The organism is Pseudomonas sp. CCI3.1 (assembly GCF_034313985.1).
GTDB lineage: Bacteria > Pseudomonadota > Gammaproteobacteria > Pseudomonadales > Pseudomonadaceae > Aquipseudomonas > Aquipseudomonas psychrophila.
This window is the reverse complement of the sequence record NZ_JAVIWO010000001.1, coordinates 4934055-4959449: the sequence shown is the minus strand read 5'-3', so window position 1 is coordinate 4959449 and position 25395 is coordinate 4934055. Positions and strand designations below refer to the sequence as shown.

The 25395-nt window shown below is 57.9% G+C and carries 20 protein-coding genes; 17 read left to right on the top strand and 3 right to left on the bottom strand.

Annotated elements, in window-relative coordinates:
* Positions 1-86 precede the first annotated feature (86 nt).
* Together mgtA and RGV06_RS22820 are read left to right on the top strand one after the other, a co-directional pair.
* Complete coding sequence (mgtA, locus tag RGV06_RS22825) at positions 87-2801, top strand: magnesium-translocating P-type ATPase (RefSeq protein ID WP_072022797.1); 2715 nt, start codon at positions 87-89, stop codon at positions 2799-2801.
* A 95-nt stretch (positions 2802-2896) separates the two neighbouring features.
* A complete protein-coding gene (locus RGV06_RS22820) occupies positions 2897-4534 on the top strand; it encodes a Na/Pi cotransporter family protein (protein WP_322151500.1) in 1638 nt (545 codons plus the stop codon).
* Between the two features lie 53 nt (positions 4535-4587).
* On the opposite strand, the gene clpA is transcribed toward RGV06_RS22820, so the two are convergent.
* Together clpA and clpS are read right to left on the bottom strand one after the other, a co-directional pair.
* On the bottom strand, positions 4588-6858 hold the full coding sequence (gene clpA / locus RGV06_RS22815; protein ID WP_019828501.1) for an ATP-dependent Clp protease ATP-binding subunit ClpA: 2271 nt from the start codon (positions 6856-6858) through the stop codon (positions 4588-4590).
* Between the two features lie 29 nt (positions 6859-6887).
* Complete coding sequence (clpS, locus tag RGV06_RS22810) at positions 6888-7250, bottom strand: ATP-dependent Clp protease adapter ClpS (RefSeq protein ID WP_019828502.1); 363 nt, start codon at positions 7248-7250, stop codon at positions 6888-6890.
* Positions 7251-7478: 228 nt separating this feature from the next.
* Between clpS and RGV06_RS22805 the strand changes: the two genes are divergently transcribed.
* Positions 7479-7757 carry a cold shock domain-containing protein gene (locus RGV06_RS22805; RefSeq protein WP_019828503.1) on the top strand — a complete coding sequence of 93 codons (279 nt, stop codon included), beginning with the start codon at positions 7479-7481 and terminating at the stop codon, positions 7755-7757.
* A 74-nt stretch (positions 7758-7831) separates the two neighbouring features.
* On the opposite strand, the gene icd is transcribed toward RGV06_RS22805, so the two are convergent.
* Positions 7832-9088, bottom strand: a complete 1257-nt coding sequence (gene icd, locus RGV06_RS22800) for an NADP-dependent isocitrate dehydrogenase (RefSeq protein WP_019828504.1) — start codon at positions 9086-9088, stop codon at positions 7832-7834.
* Positions 9089-9551: 463 nt separating this feature from the next.
* On the opposite strand from icd, the gene RGV06_RS22795 reads away from it, so the two are divergent.
* The 14 genes from RGV06_RS22795 to nuoF all read left to right on the top strand — a co-directional run bounded on the left by RGV06_RS22795 (position 9552) and on the right by nuoF (position 25325).
* A complete protein-coding gene (locus RGV06_RS22795; RefSeq protein WP_322151496.1) occupies positions 9552-11777 on the top strand; it encodes an NADP-dependent isocitrate dehydrogenase in 2226 nt (741 codons plus the stop codon).
* A 195-nt stretch (positions 11778-11972) separates the two neighbouring features.
* Positions 11973-12419, top strand: a complete 447-nt coding sequence (locus tag RGV06_RS22790; RefSeq protein WP_046809247.1) for an NUDIX hydrolase — start codon at positions 11973-11975, stop codon at positions 12417-12419.
* A 59-nt stretch (positions 12420-12478) separates the two neighbouring features.
* Positions 12479-13612 (top strand): tRNA 2-thiouridine(34) synthase MnmA, encoded by a 1134-nt coding sequence (gene mnmA / locus RGV06_RS22785; RefSeq protein WP_322151494.1) that lies wholly within the window; start codon positions 12479-12481, stop codon positions 13610-13612.
* Entirely contained in the window at positions 13609-14232 is a 624-nt protein-coding gene (gene hflD / locus RGV06_RS22780; RefSeq protein ID WP_048350827.1) for a high frequency lysogenization protein HflD, read from the top strand. Before mnmA ends, hflD begins: the two co-directional genes overlap by 4 nt.
* Before the next feature lie 128 nt (positions 14233-14360).
* Positions 14361-15731, top strand: coding sequence for an adenylosuccinate lyase (purB, locus tag RGV06_RS22775; protein ID WP_019828509.1), 1371 nt, complete (start codon positions 14361-14363; stop codon positions 15729-15731).
* A gap of 83 nt (positions 15732-15814) precedes the next feature.
* Positions 15815-16981: a cupin domain-containing protein gene (locus RGV06_RS22770; RefSeq protein ID WP_019828510.1), complete on the top strand. Its 1167-nt coding sequence runs from the start codon at positions 15815-15817 to the stop codon at positions 16979-16981.
* Positions 16974-17396: a GNAT family N-acetyltransferase gene (locus tag RGV06_RS22765; RefSeq protein ID WP_019828511.1), complete on the top strand. Its 423-nt coding sequence runs from the start codon at positions 16974-16976 to the stop codon at positions 17394-17396. Before RGV06_RS22770 ends, RGV06_RS22765 begins: the two co-directional genes overlap by 8 nt.
* A gap of 189 nt (positions 17397-17585) precedes the next feature.
* A complete protein-coding gene (locus RGV06_RS22760; protein ID WP_322151490.1) occupies positions 17586-18329 on the top strand; it encodes a secretin N-terminal domain-containing protein in 744 nt (247 codons plus the stop codon).
* A 240-nt stretch (positions 18330-18569) separates the two neighbouring features.
* Complete coding sequence (gene aceA / locus RGV06_RS22755) at positions 18570-19895, top strand: isocitrate lyase (RefSeq protein ID WP_003446991.1); 1326 nt, start codon at positions 18570-18572, stop codon at positions 19893-19895.
* A 621-nt stretch (positions 19896-20516) separates the two neighbouring features.
* A complete protein-coding gene (locus tag RGV06_RS22750; RefSeq protein WP_003446990.1) occupies positions 20517-20930 on the top strand; it encodes an NADH-quinone oxidoreductase subunit A in 414 nt (137 codons plus the stop codon).
* Between the two features lie 10 nt (positions 20931-20940).
* The gene (locus RGV06_RS22745) at positions 20941-21615 is read left to right on the top strand and encodes a NuoB/complex I 20 kDa subunit family protein (protein WP_019828514.1); all 675 of its coding nucleotides are present in this window, start codon (positions 20941-20943) and stop codon (positions 21613-21615) included.
* A 73-nt stretch (positions 21616-21688) separates the two neighbouring features.
* Positions 21689-23473, top strand: a complete 1785-nt coding sequence (gene nuoC / locus RGV06_RS22740) for an NADH-quinone oxidoreductase subunit C/D (protein ID WP_019828515.1) — start codon at positions 21689-21691, stop codon at positions 23471-23473.
* A gap of 2 nt (positions 23474-23475) precedes the next feature.
* A complete protein-coding gene (nuoE, locus tag RGV06_RS22735; protein WP_016780198.1) occupies positions 23476-23973 on the top strand; it encodes an NADH-quinone oxidoreductase subunit NuoE in 498 nt (165 codons plus the stop codon).
* A complete protein-coding gene (gene nuoF, locus RGV06_RS22730) occupies positions 23970-25325 on the top strand; it encodes an NADH-quinone oxidoreductase subunit NuoF (protein ID WP_019828516.1) in 1356 nt (451 codons plus the stop codon). Before nuoE ends, nuoF begins: the two co-directional genes overlap by 4 nt.
* Positions 25326-25395 lie beyond the last annotated feature (70 nt).

Genomic DNA, 25395 nt, shown 5'->3' with positions numbered 1-25395 from the left:
GTTTGCGACTCGGCATATATTGGCTCGCCTCTTAAAAGGTAAATCAACATATGCCCGGTCAAGAGTTGGCGACAGGAGTACTCATCATGAGCGCCGTAAAAAACACTGAAGTTCGGGACAAGAACAACGCCAGCGACAATAACAAACTGTCCATGCGTGCCGCTCGGGAAGCCCAGAACGGTCTCTCGGCCACCCTGGCCAATGTACGCGCCACCACCGCAGGTTTGACCGAGCAGGACGCCGCCGAACGCCTGCAAAGCGATGGCTACAACGAGGTGGCCCATGACAAGCCGCCTCACGCCTTCGTTCAGTTCATGCTGGCCCTGCATAACCCGTTCATTTATGTACTTCTGACCCTGGGCGTTATCAGCTTTTTCACCGACTACTGGCTGCCGGAGCGCGATGGCGAAGAAGGCGACCTGACAAAAGTCATCATCATTGGCTTGATGGTCGGCCTCAGCAGCTTGCTGCGCTTCTGGCAAGAACACCGCTCTGCGAAGTCTGCCGAAGCACTCAAGGCCATGGTCCGCACCACCGCTACTGTTGTTCGGCGAGACAAGACCAGCGGAAAAACCTCGGTGCGCGAAGTGCCGATGCGCGAACTGGTCGCCGGCGATATCGTGCAGCTGTCAGCGGGCGACATGATCCCGGCGGACATCCGCCTGATCGAGTCCCGGGACCTGTTTATCAGCCAGGCCGTGCTCACTGGCGAAGCTTTACCCGTAGAGAAATACGACACCTTGGGGGATGTGACACAAAAGTCCGCCTCCAGCACCGCGGCTGACCAGAGCAATCTGCTGGACTTGCCCAACATTTGCTTCATGGGCACCAACGTGGTCAGCGGCACGGCCCGAGCCGTGGTGGTGGCCACCGGTCCACGCACCTACTTCGGCTCGCTGGCCAAGGCAATCGTCGGCTCTCGCACCCAAACCGCGTTCGACCGCGGGGTCAACAGCGTCAGCTGGCTGCTGATCCGCTTCATGCTGGTCATGGTGCCCATCGTGTTTTTCCTCAATGGGTTCTCAAAGGGCGATTGGGGCGATGCCTTCCTGTTTGCCCTGGCGGTGGCCGTCGGCCTGACTCCTGAAATGCTGCCCATGATTGTCAGCGCTAACCTGGCCAAGGGCGCTAACGCCATGGCCAAGCGCAAAGTGGTGGTCAAGCGTTTGAATGCGATTCAGAACTTGGGTTCGATGGATGTGCTGTGCACCGACAAGACCGGCACGCTGACCCAGGACCACATCATCCTTGAGCACCATGTCGATTCCACCGGCAAACGCGACGAGTCGGTGCTGGCCCTGGCCTGGCTCAACAGCCATCACCAGAGCGGCATACGCAACCTGATGGATCAGGCAGTGGTGCAGTTTTCCCGGCAGGACCCACAGTTCAACGAACCTCTCAACTACAGCAAGGTGGATGAGCTGCCCTTTGACTTCGTGCGTCGGCGCCTGTCGATCATCGTCAAGGACACTCGTGGCGACCACCTGATGGTGTGCAAGGGCGCCGTGGAAGAGATGCTGGGCATTGCCACCCATGTGATGGAAGGCGATACCGTCGTCTCGCTGGATGCTGCTCGCCGCGAACAATTGCTGGCCCTGGCCACCGAGTACAACGAGGATGGTTTCCGCGTGTTGCTGGTCGCCACCCGCGAAATCCCGAAAGCCCATTCGCACAAGCAATACAACACCGCAGATGAGCGCGATCTGGTGATACGTGGTTTTCTGACCTTCCTTGATCCTCCAAAGGAAACCGCTGGCCCGGCGATTGCCGCCCTTCAAGATATCGGCGTAGCGGTCAAGGTACTGACCGGCGACAACGCCGTGGTCACCAGCAAGATTTGCCGTCAGGTGGGCCTGGAGCCAGGTACCCCGCTGCTGGGCCCGCAGATAGAGACAATGGACGACACCGCGCTCCAACTGGAGGTCGAACAGCGCACGGTGTTCGCCAAGCTCACCCCACTGCAGAAATCCCGGGTGCTCAAAGCCCTACAAGCCAACGGCCACACCGTGGGCTTCCTTGGCGATGGCATCAACGACGCCCCTGCCCTGCGCGATGCCGACGTAGGCATTTCGGTGGACAGCGGCACGGATATCGCCAAAGAGTCGGCAGACATCATCCTCCTGGAAAAGAGCCTGATGGTGCTGGAAGAAGGTGTGCTAAAGGGTCGCGAGACCTTCGGTAACATCATGAAGTACCTGAACATGACTGCCAGCTCCAACTTCGGCAACGTGTTCTCAGTACTGGTGGCCAGCGCCTTCATCCCTTTTCTGCCGATGCTATCGATCCACCTGCTGCTGCAAAACCTGATGTACGACATCTCTCAGCTGGCGTTGCCCTGGGACAAGATGGACAAGGAATACCTGCAAAAACCACGCAAGTGGGACGCCAAGAATATCGGGCGCTTCATGATCTGGATCGGGCCAACGTCGTCGATCTTCGACATCACAACGTTCGCCCTGATGTGGTACGTGTTCTCGGCCAACAGCGTGGAAATGCAGACCCTGTTCCAGTCCGGCTGGTTTATCGAAGGGTTGCTGTCACAAACCCTGGTGGTCCACATGCTGCGTACCCGCAAGATCCCGTTCTTCCAGAGCACGGCTGCATGGCCCGTCACCATGATGACCATCATTGTGATTGTGCTGGGGATCTACGTACCGTTCTCGCCGCTGGGCACCATGGTCGGCCTGGAGCCGCTGCCGCTGTCGTACTTCCCTTGGCTGGTAGGCACCCTCGTCAGCTATTGCTGCGTCGCACAGCTTATGAAAACCCTCTACATCCGTCGTTTCAAGCAGTGGTACTGACTTGAATCGCCATGGGCTGGTGCAGCACTGCGCCAGCCCATGCCTTCGTATTACGACCTCGTAAAACATGAATGTTTGTTCTGTGGAGATTCCTCATGTCGGGAACCACTCTGTTACTCAATCTCGCGGGCGCCATCGCACTTTTGCTGTGGGGCACCCATATGATTTCTACCGCCCTGCTACGTGGATTCGGTACTCAACTGCGCAACTGGATGGGGCGCAACCTCAATAACCGCTGGATGGCGCTGATCTCCGGGATTGGTATCACCGGCGTACTGCAAAGCAGTACGGCGGTCAGCTTGATGGCAACCTCGTTCACCGCCGCGGGCACCCTGAGCCTGGCACCCGCCCTGGCAGTGATGCTGGGGGCCAACATCGGCTCGACCTTAGTGGTGCAACTTCTGAGTTTCGATACCTCGCTGGCGATGCCTGTCATCTTGCTGGTGGGCTTTATCGTCTTTCGCCTGCGCGATGATTCGCGCCATGAAAGCGTGGGCTGCGCACTGATTGGCCTGGGCCTGATGCTATTGGCCCTGGGCTTGCTCAGCGCCAGCCTGGGCCACATGGAAGCAACCTCGGTGTTTCGCGCCGTAATGCAAAGTCTGGAAGGTGACGTGATCATTGCGGTGGTCGCCGCCGTGCTGCTGACCTGGATCTGCCACTCCAGCGTCGCGGTCGTGCTGCTTATCGCCTCTTTGGCAGGCGCTGGCATGATGACCCCGACCACCGCCATCGCCCTGATGCTCGGCGCCAATATCGGCGGCGCCTTGCCATCCGTGATGAGTGCCAGCTCGCCAGTAGCGCGACGCCTGCCCGTGGGCAACCTGTTGATCCGCCTGCTCGGCACCTTGGCATTGCTGCCATGTCTGCCGCTGATGGCCACCTACATGGCCAGCACCGATATCGGTCTCGCGCAGTGGGTCGTGTACCTGCACACCGCGTTCAATCTGCTGCTGGCAGTGGTGTTTATCGGTTTGACCGAGCCTTGCGCTCGCCTGCTGACCCGCCTGTTTGCACAGCAGGAGCCGCCAGCAGACCCGGGCATGCCGCAATATCTGGACGAGGCCGGGCTGGAAGTCGCCAATATCGGGCTGTCAAATAGCGTACGGGAAGCCTTGCGTCTGGCGGACATGACATCCCTGATGCTTAACCAGGTCTTGCAGTTGTTCGAGAAGCCTGACCAGCAGACGATGGATAAGGTGCGCCAACTGGATCACTCCGTGGACCTGCTCAGTGCGGCGATCCGCGCTTATCTTGCCGACATTGGCCAGGATGGCCTGAGCAATGCCGATGCGGACCGCGCCCAGGAAGTCCTGATGTTTGTGATCAACCTGGAGCATGCCGGTGACATCCTCAACAACCTGGCGCAGCTCGCTATTCGCAGGACTCGCCGGGGTGAACGCTTCTCTTCGTTCGAGCTGATTCACATCCAGGCCATGCACCTGGCCCTGCTGGACAGCCTGAACCTGGCCATTACTGCGTTTTTACGCGAAGACGTAGCCGCGGCTGACACCCTGATCAGCCACAAGGAAACCATGCGCAAGCTGGAAGCAAGAGCCAGCCGTGAGCACTTTCGCAAGCTGCAAAATGACAAGACGGCATGGGCAGAATCAGGGGATATCTTTCAGCGTGTGCTGCGCGACTACCGTCGTGTTCATCACCATATAGCCGCCCTGGGCTACCCGGTGCTGGAGCGCAACGCCGAGCATGCGCCAAACCCGATCCTGATCTAACTCCAGACAGCAAAAAGGCGCCCGAAGGCGCCTTTTTTTACTGCGTAACTACATCAAGCCATTTCGACTGAGGTTTCATACTCGAAGGTCAACTCGCCGTTCTCCAGGTCGATGTGTACGACACCGCCATGGTCGGCCAGCTCACCAAAGAGAATCTCTTCGGCCAAAGGACGCTTGATCTTGTCCTGGATCAAACGCGCCATCGGACGTGCGCCCATCAGTGCGTCATAGCCACCCGCCGCCAACCAGCCGCGCGCCGCATCCGATACTTCAAGCTGCACATGCTTGTCTTCGAGCTGTGCTTGCAGTTCGGTAAGGAACTTGTCCACCACATGCTTGATCACTTCATGACTGAGGCGACCAAACTGAATGATGGTGTCCAGACGGTTACGGAACTCGGGAGTGAAGCTCTTCTTGATCGCTTCCATTGCATCGGAAGCATGATCCTGATGGGTAAACCCGATCGAAGCCCGAGAAGCCGTTTCAGCCCCCGCGTTGGTAGTCATGATGACGATTACATTGCGGAAATCCGCCTTGCGCCCGTTGTTATCGGTCAGCGTGCCGTGGTCCATGACCTGCAACAGCAGGTTAAAGACTTCAGGGTGGGCCTTCTCGATCTCATCGAGCAACAACACACAATGAGGCTGCTTGGTGATGGCTTCCGTCAGCAAACCACCCTGATCGAAACCAACATAGCCTGGAGGCGCACCGATCAGACGCGATACGGTGTGGCGCTCCATGTACTCGGACATGTCGAAACGGATCAGCTCGATCCCCAACGCCTTGGCCAACTGGCGCGCAGCCTCGGTTTTACCGACACCGGTTGGCCCTGCGAACAGGAACGAACCCACAGGTTTGTCGGGTGACTTGAGCCCGGCACGGGACAGCTTGATCGCGGTGGACAACGAGTCAATCGCGGCATCCTGACCGAACACGGTCAAGCGCAGGTCGCGCTCAAGGTTGCGCAACAGCTCTTTGTCCGAGACAGAGACGTGTTTTGGCGGAATACGGGCGATTTTCGCCACGATATCTTCAACCTGAGCAACTTCAATACGCTTGACCCGGCTCTCGACCGGCTGCAGGCGCTGGTATGCACCCGCCTCGTCGATCACATCAATGGCTTTGTCGGGCATGTGCCGATCATTGATATAGCGCGAAGCCAGTTCAGCCGCTGCACGCAGGGCCTCATCGCTGTATTCGATACCGTGATGCTGCTCAAAGCGGCCTTTAAGCCCGCGCAGAATGCCAATGGTGTCTTCAACCGAAGGCTCGGACACATCGACTTTCTGGAAACGTCGCGCCAGGGCACGATCTTTCTCGAAAATTCCGCGAAATTCCTGGAACGTCGTGGAGCCAATGCAACGAATGTCGCCCGAAGACAACAGAGGTTTAAGCAGGTTGGAAGCATCCATCACGCCGCCGGAAGCCGCGCCAGCACCGATAATGGTGTGGATTTCGTCGATGAACAGAATCGCTTGCGGACGCTTTTTCAGCTCGCCGAGCAACGCCTTGAAGCGCTTCTCGAAGTCACCGCGGTATTTGGTACCCGCCAGCAACGCGCCCAGATCAAGGGAGTAGACGATGCTGTTAGCCAGCAGGTCAGGCACTTGATTGTCGACGATGCGCTTGGCCAGACCTTCGGCAATCGCGGTTTTACCCACACCGGCCTCACCGACCAGCAGGGGATTGTTTTTGCGACGACGCGCCAGGATTTGCGCAACGCGCTCAACTTCCATTTCGCGCCCTACCAGAGGATCGATACGACCCTGGCGGGCCAGCTCGTTCAGATTGCTGGCGTAGGCATCCAGTGGATTGCTTGAAGACGACGACTCGCCACCCTCTTCATCCTGCATCTCATGATCGCTGTCAGTGTGATCGCCATGCCCCGGCACCTTGGAAATACCATGGGCGATAAAGTTGACCACATCGATGCGCGCCACACTCTGCTGCTTGAGCAGAAACACGGCCTGGCTTTCCTGCTCGCTGAAAATGGCAACCAGTACATTGGCGCCCGTTACTTCACGCTTGCCGGAACTCTGCACGTGGAAGACGGCACGCTGCAAGACACGCTGAAAACCCAGGGTTGGCTGCGTTTCGCGGTCTTCGTCGTGGACAGGGATAAGGGGAGTTGTGGAGTCAATAAACTCTTGCAGGTCATGCTTGAGTTTGTCGAGGTTTGCGCCACAGGCGCGTAGAACGGTTGCGGCCGCCTCATTATCCAAAAGCGCTAAAAGGAGATGCTCAACCGTCATGAACTCATGACGTTTGGAGCGGGCTTCCTTGAAGGCAAGATTGAGGGTGACTTCGAGCTCGCGATTTAACATGGCTTCACCTCATACCCAAGTGGTCGGCGTTAACCGTCCTTCTCGATTTCACAGAGTAGCGGATGCTGGCTTTCGCGTGCGTACTGGTTTACCTGCGCTGCCTTGGTCTCGGCGATGTCGCGGGTATAGATGCCGCACACAGCCCGTCCTTCTGTATGGACGGCCAGCATGACCTTGGTCGCCAATTCGCGATTCAAGTTAAAAAACGCCTCAAGGATTTCGACAACAAAATCCATGGGAGTGTAGTCATCATTAAATAAAACCACCTTGTACATCGGTGGCGCCTGAAGCGCAGGCTTAGCCTCTTGCACAGCCAAGCCAGCGGAGTCTTCGTCATCAAAATCTGGATGATCCTGATTGAATGTTAGTCGAGTCTGGCTGATTGCATGCATGGAAAAAAAGGTTCGTCGTAGGTTGTGCAGATACAGTGATGGAGGCAAACGTGTCAAATTTCAACCGCGCCGCCGCGTGACCTTGACTATCGGTAAAACGGTGTTACAACCATTAGTGCCCACAGTGGGAAAAATGGTCCGCACAGTCAACCATAATTACTGGTTTCTGTGCGAGTGAACTGGATGATACTCCAGTGATGGAGTTGTTTGCAGCAGAGGGATATGAGTATGCAAGGCAAGGTCAAGTGGTTCAACAACGCGAAAGGCTTCGGCTTTATTAATACGCAAGCCAAGGAAGGCATCGACGAACACGGAAACACGATCGACTTTTTTGCACATTTTTCAGCAATCCAGATGGATGGTTACAAGACTCTCAAGGCCGGCCAGCCTGTGAGCTTCGAAATAACCCAGGGTCCCAAGGGCCTGCATGCTGTGGCGATCACCAACGCTGAGGCTCCCGCCCTTGCCCCGGCGGCTGCGCAAGAGATAACCAGCCTCTCGGTCTGAACGGACCGACCCGCAGCAAAAAAACCGGCCGATTCAATCACTCGAATCGGCCGGTTTTTTTATGCCCGATCCGTTTACATATGTGCGATCAGGGCATCACCGAAGCCCGATGATGAAACCAGCGTAGCGCCATCCATCAACCGCTCGAAATCGTAGGTCACGGTTTTGGCCGAAATCGCACCATTGGTCCCCTTGATGATCAAGTCGGCAGCCTCCACCCAGCCCATATGCCGCAGCATCATTTCGGCAGAAAGGATCAAGGAGCCCGGATTGACCTGATCCTTGCCCGCGTACTTGGGCGCCGTGCCGTGGGTAGCCTCGAACATGGCTATGGTGTCAGACAGGTTGGCCCCCGGCGCAATGCCAATGCCCCCCACTTCAGCGGCCAAGGCGTCGGACAGGTAGTCACCGTTAAGGTTAAGCGTCGCAATCACGTCATATTCTGCAGGGCGCAACAGGATTTGCTGAAGCATGGCGTCTGCTATGGCGTCTTTGACAATCACGTTACGCCCGGTTTTCGGATTCTTGAACTGCATCCACGGGCCACCGTCAAGCAAGGTCGCGCCAAACTCCTCAGCCGCCACTTCGTAGGCCCATTCCTTGAAGGCCCCTTCGGTGAACTTCATGATGTTGCCTTTATGCACGATGGTCAGCGATTCGCGGTCGTTATCCACCACATACTGCAGCGCCTTGCGCGCCAGGCGCTGGGTACCCTCTTTGGACACTGGCTTGACCCCAATCCCGCAATCCTGGTCGAAACGGATCTTGGTCACGCCCATTTCTTCTTTCAGGAACTTGATCACCTTGATCGCTTCGGGCGAACCGGCCTTCCATTCGATCCCGGCATAAATGTCTTCGGAATTTTCACGAAAGATCGTCATGTCGACGTCGCCAGGCTTTTTAACCGGGCTGGGCACGCCTTCAAACCAGCGCACCGGGCGCAGGCATACATACAGATCAAGCTGTTGGCGCAGGGCAACGTTGAGCGAACGAATTCCGCCACCCACCGGGGTTGTCAGCGGACCTTTGATCGAGACCACGTAATCCTTCACTGCATCCAGGGTTTCCTGAGGCAGCCAAGTGTCCTGATCATAGACCTGGGTGGCTTTCTCCCCCGCAAAGACCTCCATCCAAGAAATCTTGCGCTTGCCAGCGTAGGCCTTGTTCACCGCCGCATCCACGACCTTGATCATTACCGGGCTGATATCGACACCGATGCCATCCCCTTCTATATAGGGAATGATGGGGTTATCGGGAACATTGAGAGAGTGGTCGGCGTTGACGGTGATTTTCTCACCTGCGGCTGGAACCTTGATCTTGTTGTATCCCATGCTGAACTCCATTTGTGGGTGGAACATCATGCCGGCCCCGAGCGTAACCCAGTTAAATCGACACGCAAACTTAATGTTCCGCACACACCGCTCCAGCCGCTGCCAACCGCCCTGACAACCCCGTAAACAGGGGATAAAACGCCAAAAATCAGGGCATTTTGACGCAGTGTCTTAGACCAATGGATGATTCGTGATAAGCGCCACCCCTCGCAGCAACCTTAGTGACCTATGTATACTGCGCCGGTGACCACGGAGTCACAGTGAAACACCTACTGGAATGAGTCTTTCAGGCCTAGAAAGGCTGAGCCGTTACCCCGGTTCGACCGCTTGACGCTCTACTGATGCATTCACATCACCGCGAAGAACCTCGACTTTCGGCTCATTGTTCCCCGTGAACGAAAGCGCCTACCCTGCGCATCTCGAGAATCTGAGCACGCTCAGCAAAGAAGAGAGTTAATCCGAAATGCCCAACCGTTCGAAGATCATCTATACCTTCACCGACGAAGCTCCGGCGCTCGCCACCTATTCACTGCTGCCTATCATCGAAGCCTTCACTGCGCCCGCTGATATTGCTGTTGAGACGCGTGACATCTCCCTTGCAGGCCGCATTCTCGCCAGCTTCCCCGAGCAATTGGGTGCCAAGGCTGTAGCGGACCACCTCGCCGAACTGGGCGCCCTGGCCGTTACACCTGAAGCCAACATCATCAAGCTGCCTAACATCAGCGCCTCGGTCCCGCAATTGCAGGCCGCGATCAAAGAACTGCAAGCGCAGGGCTTCGACATCCCGGACTACCCGGAAACCGTGACCACTGACGCCGACAAAGAAGTCAAAGCGCGCTACAGCAAGGTTATGGGCAGCGCCGTAAACCCGGTACTGCGCGAAGGCAACTCTGACCGCCGCGCACCGCTGTCGGTCAAGAACTACGCTCGCAAGCACCCGCACAAAATGGGCGCCTGGGCTGCAGACTCCAAGTCCCACGTTGCTCACATGAGCGAAGGCGACTTCTACGCCAGCGAAAAAGCCGCCCTGATCGAAGCGCCGGGCAGCGTTAAAATCGAACTGATCGCTCAAGACGGCACCACCACCGTCCTGAAAGAAAAAACCGCCGTTCAGGCCGGTGAGATCATCGACTGCTCCGTCATGAGCAAAAAAGCCCTGCGCCAGTTCGTAGCGGCCGAAATCGAAGACGCCAAGAAGCAAGGCGTATTGTTCTCGGTTCACTTGAAAGCCACCATGATGAAGGTCTCCGACCCGATCATGTTTGGTCAGATCGTGGCCGAGTTCTACAAGGACGCGCTGGAAAAACACGCTGACATCCTGAAAGAAATCGGTTTCAACCTGAATAACGGTATCGGCGACCTGTACGCCCGCATCAAGGCGCTGCCAGCCGAGAAGCAAGCTGAAATCGAAGCCGACATCCAGGCCGTGTACGCCAACCGCCCTGCGCTGGCCATGGTCAACTCGGACAAAGGCATCACCAACCTGCACGTGCCGAGCGACGTTATCGTCGACGCCTCGATGCCGGCCATGATTCGTGATTCCGGCAAAATGTGGAACACCGAAGGCCAACTGCAAGACACCAAAGCCGTGATCCCGGATCGCTGCTACGCCACTATCTACCAGGCGACCATCGAAGACTGCCAGAAGCACGGCGCTTTCGATCCGACCACCATGGGCAGCGTGCCAAACGTTGGCCTGATGGCGCAAAAAGCCGAAGAATATGGTTCCCACGACAAGACCTTCCAGATCAAGACCCCGGGCGTTGTGCGGGTAACTGACAGCAACGGCAACCTGCTGATGGAACAGAACGTCGAAGAAGGCGATATCTGGCGCATGTGCCAGGCCAAAGACGCTCCGATCCGCGACTGGGTCAAGCTGGCGGTCAACCGTGCCCGCGCCAGCAACACGCCAGCCGTGTTCTGGCTTGATCCAAAGCGCAGCCACGACGCTGAAATGATCAAAAAGGTAGAAACCTACCTGAAGGATCACGACACCAGCGGTCTGGACATTCGCATCATGGCCCCGGTAGACGCCATGAAGTTCACCCTGGAGCGTACCCGTGCAGGCCTGGACACCATCTCGGTGACCGGCAACGTTCTGCGCGACTACCTGACTGACCTGTTCCCGATCATGGAACTGGGCACCAGCGCCAAGATGCTCTCGATCGTTCCGCTGATGAATGGCGGCGGTCTGTTCGAAACCGGCGCAGGCGGTTCGGCTCCCAAGCACGTTCAACAGCTGCTGGAAGAGAACTTCCTGCGCTGGGACTCGCTGGGTGAATTCCTGGCACTGGCAGCTTCCCTGGAGCACCTGGGCACGACCTACAACAACCCGAAAGCGTTGGTGCTGGCCAAGACCCTGGACCAGGCTACCGGCCAGTTCCTCGACAACAACAAATCGCCATCGCGCAAAGTCGGCAACATCGACAACCGCGGTAGCCACTTCTACCTGGCGCTGTACTGGGCTCAGGCCCTGGCTGCCCAGACTGAAGACAAAGAGCTGCAAGCCCAGTTTGCTCCAGTAGCAAAAGCCATGGCCGAGAACGAGGCAAAAATTGTTGCCGAACTCAACGCCGTGCAGGGCAAGCCTGTCGACATCGGTGGCTACTACCACGCCGACGCCGACAAGCTGAGCAAAGTAATGCGCCCTAGCGCCACGCTGAACGCGATCATCGCCTCACTGGTGTAAGAGCAACAGGCAACACCACAGACCCCGGCCCACGACGCCGGGGTTTGTGTTTTATAGATGAACACAAAACCTGTGGGAGCGAGCCTGCTCGCGAAGATCGTTAAGGACAGAGTATTTAGTGGATAATCGCGGTGCTCTTGATATTTTCGCGAGCTGGCTCGCTCCCACAGCTTAATCACCCTCGAGAACACCCCCATGGAATGGAAACCCCACATCACCGTCGCCACTGTCGTTGAAGACAATGGCCGCTTTCTGATGGTTGAAGAACTCAAGCGCGACCGCGCAGTACTCAACCAACCGGCCGGGCATCTGGACCCGAACGAGAGCCTGATCGAGGCCGCCATCCGCGAAACCCTCGAAGAAACCGGTTACGACGTCGAATTGTCCGGCGTGATTGGCATCTACCTTTATACCGCTCCCAGCAATGGCGTGACCTACCAGCGCATCTGCTTTGCCGGCAAGGCCGTCAAACACCACCCCGACTACCCACTAGACACCGGCATCATTGGCCCGCTCTGGCTGACCCGTGACGAGCTGATCGCCCAGCGCGAACGGTGGCGCAGCGAGCTGACCCTGCAGTGCGTCGACGATTATCTGGCCGGTAAACTGTTCGACCTGACGTTAATCCGCCCTTCGGTTTAGCCTTGAGCGCTCGGGCCTGCTAGAATCGCGTCCTTTTTCAAGACACTCATTGAATCCTTATGCGTGATCCAGCCTTAGTCGCCCCCAAAAAGCAGCGCGTCATTGTCGGCATGTCCGGCGGTGTTGATTCTTCCGTTTCCGCCGTTCTGCTCATGGAGCAGGGCTACCAGGTGGAAGGCCTGTTCATGAAGAACTGGGAGGAAGACGACGGAACGGATTACTGCACCGCCATGGATGATCTGGCAGACGCCCAGGCCGTGTGCGACAAAATTGGCATCAAGCTGCACACCGCCAATTTTGCCGCCGAATACTGGGACAACGTGTTCGAACACTTCCTGGCCGAATACAAGGCCGGTCGTACACCGAACCCGGACATCCTGTGCAACCGCGAAATCAAGTTCAAGGCGTTCCTCGACTACGCCGTAATGCTCGGTGCCGACCTGATCGCCACCGGCCATTATGTGCGCCGTCGCGATATTGATGGCCGCACCGAACTGCTCAAGGGCCTTGACCCGAACAAGGACCAAAGCTACTTCCTGCACGCCGTAGGCGGCGAGCAAATCGCCAAGACCCTGTTTCCGGTCGGCGAACTGGAAAAACCCGAAGTGCGCAAGATCGCCGAAAAGCACGATCTGGCCACGGCGAAGAAAAAAGACTCCACCGGAATCTGCTTTATCGGCGAGCGCCGCTTCAGCGATTTCCTCAAGCAATACCTGCCGGCACAACCCGGCGAGATCAAAAACACCGAAGGCGAAGTCATCGGGCGCCACCACGGCCTGATGTACCACACCATCGGCCAGCGCCAGGGCCTGGGCATCGGTGGTCTGAAAGACGCCAGCGACGAGCCGTGGTACGTGCTGATCAAGGATCTGGAGCACAACGAGCTGATCGTCGGCCAAGGCAACGACCACCCGTGGCTGTTCTCTGGCGCGCTGCTCGCTTCCGAAATTTACTGGGTCAACCCGATCGACCTGAGCACTCCGCTACGCCTGACGGCCAAGGTCCGGTATCGCCAAACCGATCAACCCTGCACCCTGGAAAAAACCGCCACCGGCTACCGCGCCACCTTCGACGACCCGCAACGTGCAGTCACGCCGGGCCAGTCCGTGGTGTTTTATGATGGCGAAGTCTGCCTGGGCGGCGGCGTGATCGAAGTGGCAGAACCATGGTCCAGCAAGGGCAACCGGGCATGAACGCCACTCAGGAGCAACTGGTAGCCCTGGGGGGCGTATTTTTAGCCGCCGTGCTGGTGGACAAGATAGCCAAAACCGGCCAGGTCAGCGAGGCCGACCTGACCTGCATGCTCGGCAGCCTGCTGGTGCGCGACCCCAAGGACACGCTTGAAGTCTTTGGTGGTGACGACATCAATCTGCGTGAAGGCTATCGAGCCCTGATCGGCGCCCTTGAGCGTGACCCCAATACCCTTCAGCGCGAGCCATTGCGCTACGCGCTGTCGATGCTCGGTCTGGAGCGCCAGTTGGCCAAGCGCAACGACATGCTGGAACTGATCGGCAAACGCCTGCCGCAGATCCAGTCCCAGGTCGAGCATTTCGGCCCGGCTCATGAAAACGTGGTTGCCGCCTGTGGCGCGCTGTACCAGGACACCCTGAGCACCTTGCGTCAGCGTATCCAGGTACACGGCGACATGCGCAACCTGCAACAACCGAACAATGCGTCAAAAATTCGCGCCCTGCTGCTGGCCGGTATCCGTTCAGCGCGGCTTTGGCGTCAATTGGGCGGCCACCGCTGGCAGCTGGTCATCAGCCGCCGCAAGCTGCTCAAAGAGCTTTACCCGATGCTGCGCGGCAACTGAAGCACGCCAGCAGGCACCTATTTAAAAATCGATACGCGTATGACGCCGGTCACTTGGCAACGGACCGGCCGTTTTTTTCATGTATGATACGCGCCCCATTTCGTTGCCCGACTGTCCGAGAACACCCCATGAAGCTCTCTTCGCTCACTGCGGTTTCCCCTGTTGACGGCCGCTACGCCGGCAAAACCCAGGCCCTGCGCCCAATTTTCAGCGAATACGGCTTGATCCGTGCTCGCGTTCTGGTTGAAGTACGCTGGCTCCAGCGCCTGGCTGCTCACGCTGCCATCCCTGAAGTCCCGGCTTTTTCCGAGCAAGCCAACGCCGTTCTCAATGAGCTGGCCGAAAACTTCTCGCTGGAGCACGCCGAGCGCGTCAAAGAAATCGAGCGCACCACCAACCACGACGTTAAAGCCATTGAGTACCTGCTCAAGGAGCAGGCTGCCAAGCTGCCTGAACTGGCCAACGTCAGTGAGTTCATCCACTTCGCCTGCACCAGCGAGGACATCAACAACCTGTCCCACGCCCTGATGCTGCGTGAAGGCCGTGATGACGTGATGCTGCCGCTGATGCGTCAAACCGCCCAAGCCATCCGCGAACTGGCCATCAAGTTCGCTGACGTGCCCATGCTGTCGCGCACCCACGGTCAACCGGCTTCGCCGACCACCCTGGGCAAAGAACTGGCCAACGTGGTTTACCGCCTGGAGCGTCAAATCGCTCAGGTTGCAGCCGTACCGCTGCTGGGTAAAATCAACGGCGCCGTAGGCAACTACAACGCCCACCTGTCGGCTTATCCGCAAATCGACTGGGAAGAAAACGCCCGCGCCTTTATCGAAGACGAACTGGGCCTGGGCTTCAACCCCTACACCACCCAGATCGAGCCGCACGACTACATCGCCGAGCTGTTCGATGCAATCGCCCGCTTCAACACCATCCTGATCGACTTCGATCGCGATATCTGGGGCTACATCTCCCTGGGCTACTTCAAGCAGCGCACCATTGCCGGCGAAATCGGTTCCTCGACCATGCCGCACAAGGTCAACCCGATCGACTTCGAAAACTCCGAAGGCAACCTGGGTATCGCCAACGCCCTGTTCCAGCATTTGGCCAGCAAGTTGCCAATTTCCCGCTGGCAGCGTGACCTGACCGACTCCACCGTACTGCGCAACCTCGGCGTGGGCTTTGCCCATAGCGTCATCGCGTACGAAGCCAGCCTCAAAGGCATCAGCAAGCTTGAGCTTAACGCGCAAAAGATCGCTGCCGACCTGGATGCTTGCTGGGAAGTCCTGGCCGAGCCGATCCAGACCGTAATGCGCCGCTACAACATTGAAAACCCGTACGAGAAGCTCAAAGAGCTGACCCGCGGCAAGGGCATCAGCCCTGAAGCACTGCAAACTTTCATCGACGGCCTTGAAATGCCGGAAGCGGCCAAAGCCGAGCTGAAACTGCTGACCCCTGCCAACTACATTGGCAACGCGGTCGAGCAAGCCAAGCGCATCTGATCGCTGCAACGACCTATTAACGCCCGGCCGTGCCGGGCGTTTTTATTCCCGATTACAAAGTGCAATTTTTCAATAGGTTACACATGAATCCTGATATTCCTCTTCAACTTCTGGGCGGCATCACTGCACGCGAGTTCATGCGCGACTACTGGCAGAAAAAGCCACTGCTGGTCCGTCAGGCCATTCCTGACTTCGAAAGCCCGATCGACGCCGACGAACTGGCCGGTCTGGCGCTTGAAGAAGAAGTCGAATCGCGCCTGATCATCGAACACGGCGAGCGCCCATGGGAATTGCGCCGCGGCCCGTTCGCTGAAGACGAATTCGGCAAGCTGCCTGAGCGTGAATGGACCCTGCTGGTGCAAGCGGTCGACCAGTTCGTGCCCGAAGTCAACGAGCTGCTGGAAAACTTCCGCTTCCTGCCTAGCTGGCGGATCGACGACGTGATGATCAGCTATGCCGCTCCGGGCGGCAGTGTGGGTCCGCACTTCGACAACTACGACGTATTCCTGCTGCAAGGCCACGGCAAGCGCCACTGGCAGATCGGCCAGATGTGCGACTCCGAGAGCAAGCTGCTGGAGCACGCCGACCTGCGCATCCTGGCCGACTTCCAGGCCACCGACGAGTGGACCCTGGAACCCGGCGACATGCTCTACCTGCCGCCGCGCCTGGCCCATTGTGGCGTCGCCGTGGACGACTGCCTGACGTACTCGGTAGGCTTCCGCGCACCAAGCGCCGCTGAAGTGCTGACCCACTTCACCGACTTCCTCAGCCAGTACCTGTCAGACGAAGAACGCTACACCGACGCCGACGCGCAACCGGTGAGCGATCCGCACCAGATCCAGCGTGATGCCCTGGACCGCCTGAAAGGCTTGCTGGCTGAGCACATGAGCGACGAGCGCATGCTGCTGACCTGGTTCGGCCAGTTCATGACAGAACCGCGCTATCCGGAACTCGTGGTCGGCCCTGAACTCGAAGAAGAAGACCTGCTGGGCAGCCTGGAACAGGGCGCAATCCTGATCCGCAACCCGAGCGCCCGCCTGGCCTGGTCCGAGGTCGATGAAGACCTGCTGCTGTTCGCCAGCGGTCAAAGCCGCCTGCTGCCGGGCAAGCTGCGCGAATTGCTGAAAATGATTTGCTCCGCAGACGCGCTGCACAGTGACAACCTCGGCTCATGGCTGGCCGATGAAGATGGACGCGACCTGCTCTGTGAGCTGGTCAAACAAGGAAGCCTGGGGTTCGCTGATGAATAGCATTCACGTACGTGTCGCCGACTGGCAAAAGGACAACGCCGAACTTCGACGCATTCGTGAGGCGGTGTTTATTGCCGAACAATCTGTACCTCCAGAACTGGAGTGGGATGCAGACGATGCCGATGCCGTGCATTTTCTGGCCTATGAAGGCGACTTTCCGATTGGTACCGCCCGGTTGCTGCCGGACGGCCACATCGGCCGCGTGTCGGTGCTCAAGGACTGGCGCGGCCTGAAAGTTGGCGATGCGTTGATGCAAGCCACGATCGACGAAGCTGAAAAACGCGGTCTTAAGCAGCAAATGCTCAGCGCACAAGTGCACGCCACGCCGTTCTATGAGCGCCTGGGCTTCAAGATTGTCAGCGACGAGTTCCTGGAAGCAGGGATTCCGCACGTTGACATGGTGCGCGGGAGCTAACTGCCACACCCATCTTTGTGGGAGCGAGCCTGCTCGCGAAGGCTGCTAGCGCGGCGCTCTTGAAAACGTCGCGAGCAGGCTCGCTCCCACAGTAGTTTTGCAAAACGCCCTGCCATCTTCGGATCGCGGGGCGTTTTGCTATCTGGCACACTCCCTTCAAGCTTTTTCAGCATTGCGGAGATAACGGACATGTCCCTACGCGCCATCATCGCCAGCCTCTTGCTGGCATCCAGCCTCAGCGCCCAGGCCGACACGCAGGTCATCACCCTGCAGAACCGCACCAGCACGGAGCTGCTCCCCATCGCCCAAAACTTTGTCGGCAAAAACGGCAAGGTCAGCGCTTACGGCAATCAATTGATCGTCGAGGCATCCGCCTCAAAAATCCAAAACCTCGAAGACCTGCTTTCTAAACTCGACAAGCCTGCCATGCGCCTGCTGATCACGGTCGATACCCGCGACAGCAACCTCGCAGACACCGCCCCGAACACCCGCGTAATCAGTACCGCAAGCCGCGACGGCGGCACTCAGCAAATCCAGACCACCGAGGGCACTCCGGCATTCATCAAAACAGGCCAGAGCGTGCCGCTTACCAGCACTCAGACTGATGCCTATGGCCGGCTGCTGACACAAACCGAGTATCGCAACGTCACCCGGGGGTTTTACGTCACTGCAAGTGTCACAGGTGAAACGGTACACCTGGCGATCAGTACGACTCGGGATCGAATGAGCCAGGAGCAGCCTGATGTAGTGAACATTCAAAGTAGCGACACACACGTCAGCGGGCCTTTGGGGCAATGGATCACCCTGACGGGCACCAACGGTCGAAATCAAACCGACAATGAGGCGCAAACCCGCAGCTACTCTACTCAAAGCCGGGATGACATGACGGTTCGGGTAAAAGTCGATGCACTCGACCAAAAGGGCCAAAACTGACTGACGGGTCGTTTTTCCGCAATTATGTAGTGTTATTAAAAAAGCACTACAAAACATTTGACGCCTCAAAAATGCAAGGGCATGATGGCCCCGCTCCCGCTGATCAGAAGCCTGCAAAGGCTCTGGGGCCCGTACCGCCCTCAGCGAGTAGCCATTCACGCACTCATTCCAACAACATTGTTGTGTGCCTGGTGGAGCAAACATTTTTCAACCCAGACCTATGCGACGAGGTTTATCTCCATGGCACTGACACGCGAACAGCAAATTGCAGCCCTTGAAAAAGACTGGGCCGAAAATCCACGCTGGAAAGGCGTGACTCGCGATTACTCCGCTGCTGACGTGGTCCGCCTGCGCGGCTCGGTTCAACCCGAGCACACCTTTGCAAAAATGGGTGCCGACAAGCTGTGGAAACTGGTGACACAGGGCGCACACCCGTCCTTCCGTCCTGAGAAAGATTTCGTCAACTGCATGGGCGCCCTGACCGGGGGCCAAGCGGTTCAACAGGTTAAAGCTGGTATCCAGGCTATTTACCTGTCGGGTTGGCAAGTGGCGGCAGATAACAACTCTGCCGAATCCATGTACCCGGATCAGTCGCTGTACCCGGTGGACTCCGTCCCAACCGTGGTCAAGCGCATCAACAACTCGTTCCGCCGCGCTGACCAGATCCAGTGGAAAGCCGGCAAAAACCCGGGCGACCAGGGCTACATCGACTACTTCGCTCCAATCGTAGCTGACGCTGAAGCCGGTTTCGGCGGCGTCCTCAACGCTTACGAACTGATGAAAAGCATGATCGAAGCAGGCGCCGCCGGCGTTCACTTCGAAGACCAGCTGGCATCCGTTAAAAAATGCGGCCACATGGGTGGCAAGGTACTGGTTCCGACCCAGGAAGCCGTACAAAAGCTGACCGCTGCCCGTCTGGCTGCTGACGTTGCCGGCACGCCGACCATCATCCTGGCCCGCACCGACGCCAACGCGGCTGATCTGCTGACTTCTGATTGCGATCCGTATGACCAGCCGTTCGTGACAGGTGAGCGCACCAAGGAAGGCTTCTACAAAGTACGCGCCGGCCTGGATCAAGCCATTGCTCGTGGCCTGGCTTACGCGCCTTATGCCGACCTGATCTGGTGCGAAACGGCCAAGCCGGACCTTGATGAAGCCCGTCGCTTTGCTGAAGCGATCAAAAAGGAATACCCAGACCAACTGCTGTCGTACAACTGCTCGCCTTCCTTCAACTGGAAGAAAAACCTGGACGACGCGACCATCGCCAAGTTCCAGCGTGAACTGTCGGCAATGGGCTACAAACACCAGTTCATCACCCTGGCTGGCATCCACAACATGTGGCACAGCATGTTCAACCTGGCGCACGACTACGCCCGCAACGACATGACGGCCTACGTAAAACTGCAAGAGCAGGAATTCGCTGACGCCGCCAAGGGCTACACCTTCGTGGCTCACCAGCAGGAAGTGGGCACTGGCTACTTTGACGACATGACCACCGTGATCCAGGGCGGCTCGTCTTCAGTCACCGCCCTGACCGGCTCGACCGAAGAAGAACAGTTCCACTGATAATGGAACAACGGCCATTGCCCGGCTCGTAAAGCAAAAACGCAATGCCTCGCACATGACGCCCCGACTGGCTCGGGGCGTTTTTTTGCCCGGAATTTACACCGATGCTGTGGGAGCGGGCTTGCTCGCGATGACATCACCGCGCCATGCCTGGAGTACTGAGTTGTCAGTATCGCGAGCAAGCCCGCTCCCACAGAAAGAAATCCCACGGCCCTGCCCATCCGACAAAACCCTGACCCAGATCCATACGCCAAAACAAAAACCGGGTTAAAAAGCCAAGTTCAAAACTTGCTAACCGCACCTATATAAGCCAACTTGAACCGGCGCACAGCACACCACCACACTTAAACAATATTGATTATCATTTAGAGTTGCTATTGTTGATTACCGTCGTTGTAAAACATAATCAACAAAACAGGCTGTAATGCCCGCAGCGCATGGCCTACAGCACATTCGAGGAAGGCCATACCACTAAAGGACTGAATTAATTCATCTTAGAAAATTTACTTGCTGGGTGTTTAGCCATAAAATCCCGGCAATCAATAGCACTGCGACATAACGTCACTGCTTTATTACCTTTTTAAGCTCAGAGACCTTTGCTCTCTGTTAAGGATTTCCAGCATGCCCGAAGCGACAGGACTCATAGCCCACAACTGGGGCTTTGCCATTTTCCTTCTCGGCGTTGTCGGCCTTTGCGCCTTCATGCTCGGTGTCTCCAGCCTCCTCGGGTCAAAAGCCTGGGGGCGCAGCAAAAACGAACCGTTCGAGTCCGGCATGCTACCTACCGGTGGCGCCCGCTTGCGGCTCTCAGCCAAATTCTATCTGGTCGCGATGCTGTTCGTGATCTTCGATATCGAAGCCCTCTTTCTCTTTGCATGGTCTGTGTCTGTTCGCGAAAGCGGCTGGACCGGATTCGTCGAAGCTCTCGTTTTCATAGCAATTCTGTTGGCAGGCCTTGTCTACCTATTTCGGGTGGGTGCTCTTGATTGGGCACCGGAAGCTCGTCGTAAGCGGCAGGCCAAGCTGAAACAATGAGGCTTTGGCAATGCAATACGAACTCACCAGGATCGACCCGGATGCTCCTAACGAGCAATACCCGATCGGCACACGGGAAACCGTTGCCGATCCGTTAGAAGATCAAGTCCACAAAAACATCTTCATGGGCAAGCTGGAAGACGTGCTGAACGGCACGGTCAACTGGGGGCGTAAAAACTCCCTGTGGCCGTACAACTTCGGCCTGTCATGCTGCTACGTGGAAATGACCACCGCCTTCACGGCCCCCCACGACATCGCGCGCTTTGGCGCCGAAGTTATCCGGGCATCGCCGCGTCAGGCGGATTTCATGGTTATCGCCGGTACCTGCTTCATCAAGATGGCGCCGATCATTCAGCGTCTCTATGAGCAAATGCTTGAGCCTAAGTGGGTTATTTCCATGGGTTCTTGCGCCAACTCCGGCGGCATGTACGACATCTACTCCGTGGTTCAAGGGGTTGACAAGTTCCTGCCCGTGGACGTTTACGTGCCAGGCTGCCCACCCCGCCCAGAGGCTTTTCTGCAAGGCTTGATGCTCTTGCAAGAGTCGATTGGCCAGGAGCGTCGCCCACTTTCCTGGGTTGTCGGCGACCAAGGCGTTTACCGCGCCGAGATGCCGTCCCAAAAGGAACAGCGCCGTGAACAGCGTATTCAGGTAACCAACCTGCGCAGCCCCGACGAAGTCTGATCCAGCGCCGTTTCTATCAATAGAACGAAACACTGGCTTCATTCTTTACGTTGACCGAAAGCGATAAAAAACCATGACTACAGGCTCCGCTCTGTACATCCCGCCTTATAAGGCTGACGACCAAGATGTGGTTGTCGAACTCAATACCCGTTTTGGCCCTGAGGCGTTCACCGCCCAGGCCACGCGCACCGGCATGCCGGTGCTTTGGGTTACCCGCGCAAAACTGGTTGAAGTCCTGACCTTCCTGCGTAACCTGCCAAAACCTTACGTCATGCTCTATGACTTGCACGGTGTAGACGAACGTCTGCGTACCAAGCGTCAGGGCCTGCCATCGGGTGCAGACTTCACCGTCTTCTATCACCTGATGTCGCTTGAACGTAATAGTGACGTAATGATCAAGGTCGCCTTGTCCGAGAGCGACCTCAGCGTACCGACCGTGACCGGTATCTGGCCGAACGCCAACTGGTACGAGCGCGAAGTCTGGGACATGTTCGGCATCGACTTCAAAGGCCACCCTCACCTGTCGCGCATCATGATGCCGCCGACGTGGGAAGGTCACCCGCTGCGCAAGGACTTCCCAGCCCGTGCCACCGAGTTTGACCCGTACAGCCTGACCCTGGCCAAGGTGCAACTGGAAGAGGAAGCCGCACGTTTCCGTCCTGAAGACTGGGGCATGAAGCGTTCCGGCGAAAACGAGGACTACATGTTCCTCAACCTGGGCCCGAACCACCCTTCGGCCCACGGTGCCTTCCGTATCATCCTGCAGCTGGACGGTGAAGAGATCGTCGACTGCGTGCCAGACGTCGGCTACCACCACCGTGGTGCCGAGAAAATGGCAGAGCGCCAGTCCTGGCACAGCTTCATTCCGTACACCGACCGTATCGACTACCTCGGCGGCGTGATGAACAACCTGCCGTACGTGCTCTCGGTCGAGAAGCTCGCCGGTATCAAGGTTCCGGATCGGGTCGACACCATCCGCATCATGATGGCCGAGTTCTTCCGCATCACCAGCCACCTGCTTTTCCTGGGTACTTACATCCAGGACGTGGGCGCCATGACCCCGGTGTTCTTCACCTTCACCGACCGTCAGCGCGCCTACAAAGTGATCGAAGCCATCACCGGTTTCCGTCTGCACCCGGCCTGGTACCGCATCGGCGGCGTTGCACACGACCTGCCCCGCGGTTGGGAAAAACTGGTTCAGGAATTTATCGACTGGATGCCAAAGCGTCTGGACGAGTACCAGAAAGCCGCTCTGGACAACAGCATCCTGCGTGGCCGTACCATCGGCGTTGCCGCCTACAACACCAAAGAGGCCCTGGAATGGGGCGTCACCGGTGCCGGCCTGCGTTCGACCGGTTGTGATTTCGACATCCGTAAAGCACGCCCGTACTCCGGCTACGAGAACTTCGAATTTGAAGTCCCGCTGGCGGCCAACGGCGACGCTTACGATCGTTGCATCGTGCGTGTCGAAGAAATGCGCCAGAGCCTGAAAATCATCGAGCAGTGCATGCGCAACATGCCGGCAGGCCCGTACAAGGCGGATCACCCGCTGACCACGCCGCCGCCTAAAGAACGCACGCTGCAGCACATCGAGACCTTGATCACGCACTTCCTGCAAGTTTCGTGGGGCCCGGTCATGCCGGCCAACGAATCCTTCCAGATGATCGAAGCGACCAAGGGCATCAACAGTTATTACCTGACGAGCGATGGCGGCACCATGAGCTACCGCACCCGGATTCGTACTCCAAGCTTCCCGCACCTGCAGCAGATCCCTTCAGTGATCAAAGGTGAAATGGTCGCGGACTTGATTGCGTACCTGGGTAGTATCGATTTCGTTATGGCCGACGTGGACCGCTAAGCATGAACAGCACGCTTATCCAGACAGACCGTTTCGCCCTGAGCGAAACCGAGCGCTCGGCCATCGAGCACGAGATGCATCACTACGAAGATCCACGCGCAGCGTCGATCGAAGCCCTGAAGATCGTTCAGAAGGAACGCGGCTGGGTGCCAGACGGCGCGATTTACGCCATCGGCGAACTGCTGGGCATCCCTGCCAGCGACGTTGAAGGTGTGGCCACGTTCTACAGCCAGATCTTCCGCCAGCCCGTTGGCCGTCACATCATCCGCGTGTGCGACAGCATGGTCTGCTACATCGGCGGCCACGAATCGGTGGTTGGTGAAATCCAGAACAAGCTGGGCATCGGCCTGGGCCAGACCACTGCTGACGGCCGCTTCACGCTGCTGCCGGTGTGCTGCCTGGGCAACTGCGACAAGGCGCCGGCGTTGATGATCGACGACGACACATTCGGTGACGTGCAGCCTGCTGGCGTCGCCACGTTGTTGGAGGCCTACCCATGACCCTGACTTCTTTCGGCCCTGCCAACCTGATCAAGCGTTCGGCAGAAACCCACCCCCTGACCTGGCGTCTGCGTGACGACGGCGAGCCGGTATGGCTGGACGAGTACCAGGCCAAGGACGGTTACGCCGCTGCGCGCAAGGCTTTCGCTGACATGGCGACGGACGATATCGTCCAGACCGTGAAAGACGCCGGCCTCAAGGGTCGCGGCGGTGCGGGCTTCCCCACGGGCGTGAAGTGGGGGCTGATGCCTAAAGACGAGTCCATGAACATCCGTTACCTGCTGTGTAACGCCGATGAAATGGAACCCAACACCTGGAAAGACCGCATGCTGATGGAGCAACTGCCCCATCTGCTCATCGAAGGCATGCTGATCAGTGCCCGTGCACTGAAAACCTACCGCGGCTATATCTTCCTGCGTGGCGAATACACCACGGCTGCAGTGCACCTGCGCCGTGCTGTTGAAGAAGCCAAGGCAGCAGGCCTGCTGGGCAAGAACATCCTGGGCTCGGGGTTTGACTTCGAACTGTTCGTTCACACCGGCGCCGGGCGTTACATCTGCGGTGAAGAAACCGCACTGATCAACTCCCTCGAAGGCCGTCGCGCCAACCCACGTTCCAAGCCGCCATTCCCGGCCGCTGTGGGCGTATGGGGCAAGCCGACCTGCGTGAACAACGTTGAAACCCTGTGCAACGTTCCGGCCATCATCGGCAACGGCGTTGACTGGTACAAATCCATCGCTCGCGAAGGCAGCGAAGACATGGGCACCAAGCTCATGGGCTTCTCCGGCAAAGTGAAGAACCCTGGCCTGTGGGAACTGCCGTTCGGCGTGACCGCTCGCGAGCTGTTCGAAGACTACGCTGGCGGCATGCGCGACGGCTTCAAGCTCAAGTGCTGGCAACCAGGCGGCGCCGGTACGGGCTTCCTGCTGCCAGAGCATCTGGATGCACAAATGTACGCCGGTGGTATCGCCAAGGTCGGCACCCGTATGGGTACCGGCCTGGCCATGGCCGTCGACGACAGCGTCAACATGGTGTCTCTGCTGCGCAACATGGAACAGTTCTTCGCTCGCGAATCGTGCGGTTTCTGCACCCCTTGCCGTGATGGTCTGCCGTGGAGCGTCAAGCTCCTGATGGCGATTGAACACGGCGAAGGTCAGCCCGGCGATATCGAGACCCTGCTGGGTCTGGTCGGTTTCCTCGGCCCTGGCAAGACGTTCTGTGCTCACGCACCGGGTGCCGTGGAGCCATTGGGCAGCGCGATCAAGTATTTCCGTCCAGAGTTCGAAGCCGGTATTGCGCAAGCAAAACCCGGGGTTCCACCTCTGGCACGCCCGATTGTAATCGGCGCGTAACGCTCTGTAGGAGAGCGGTCCGTGCCGCTCTCTGATCGTTCGATAACGCCGTGAGGCTGAGTTGTTTCGA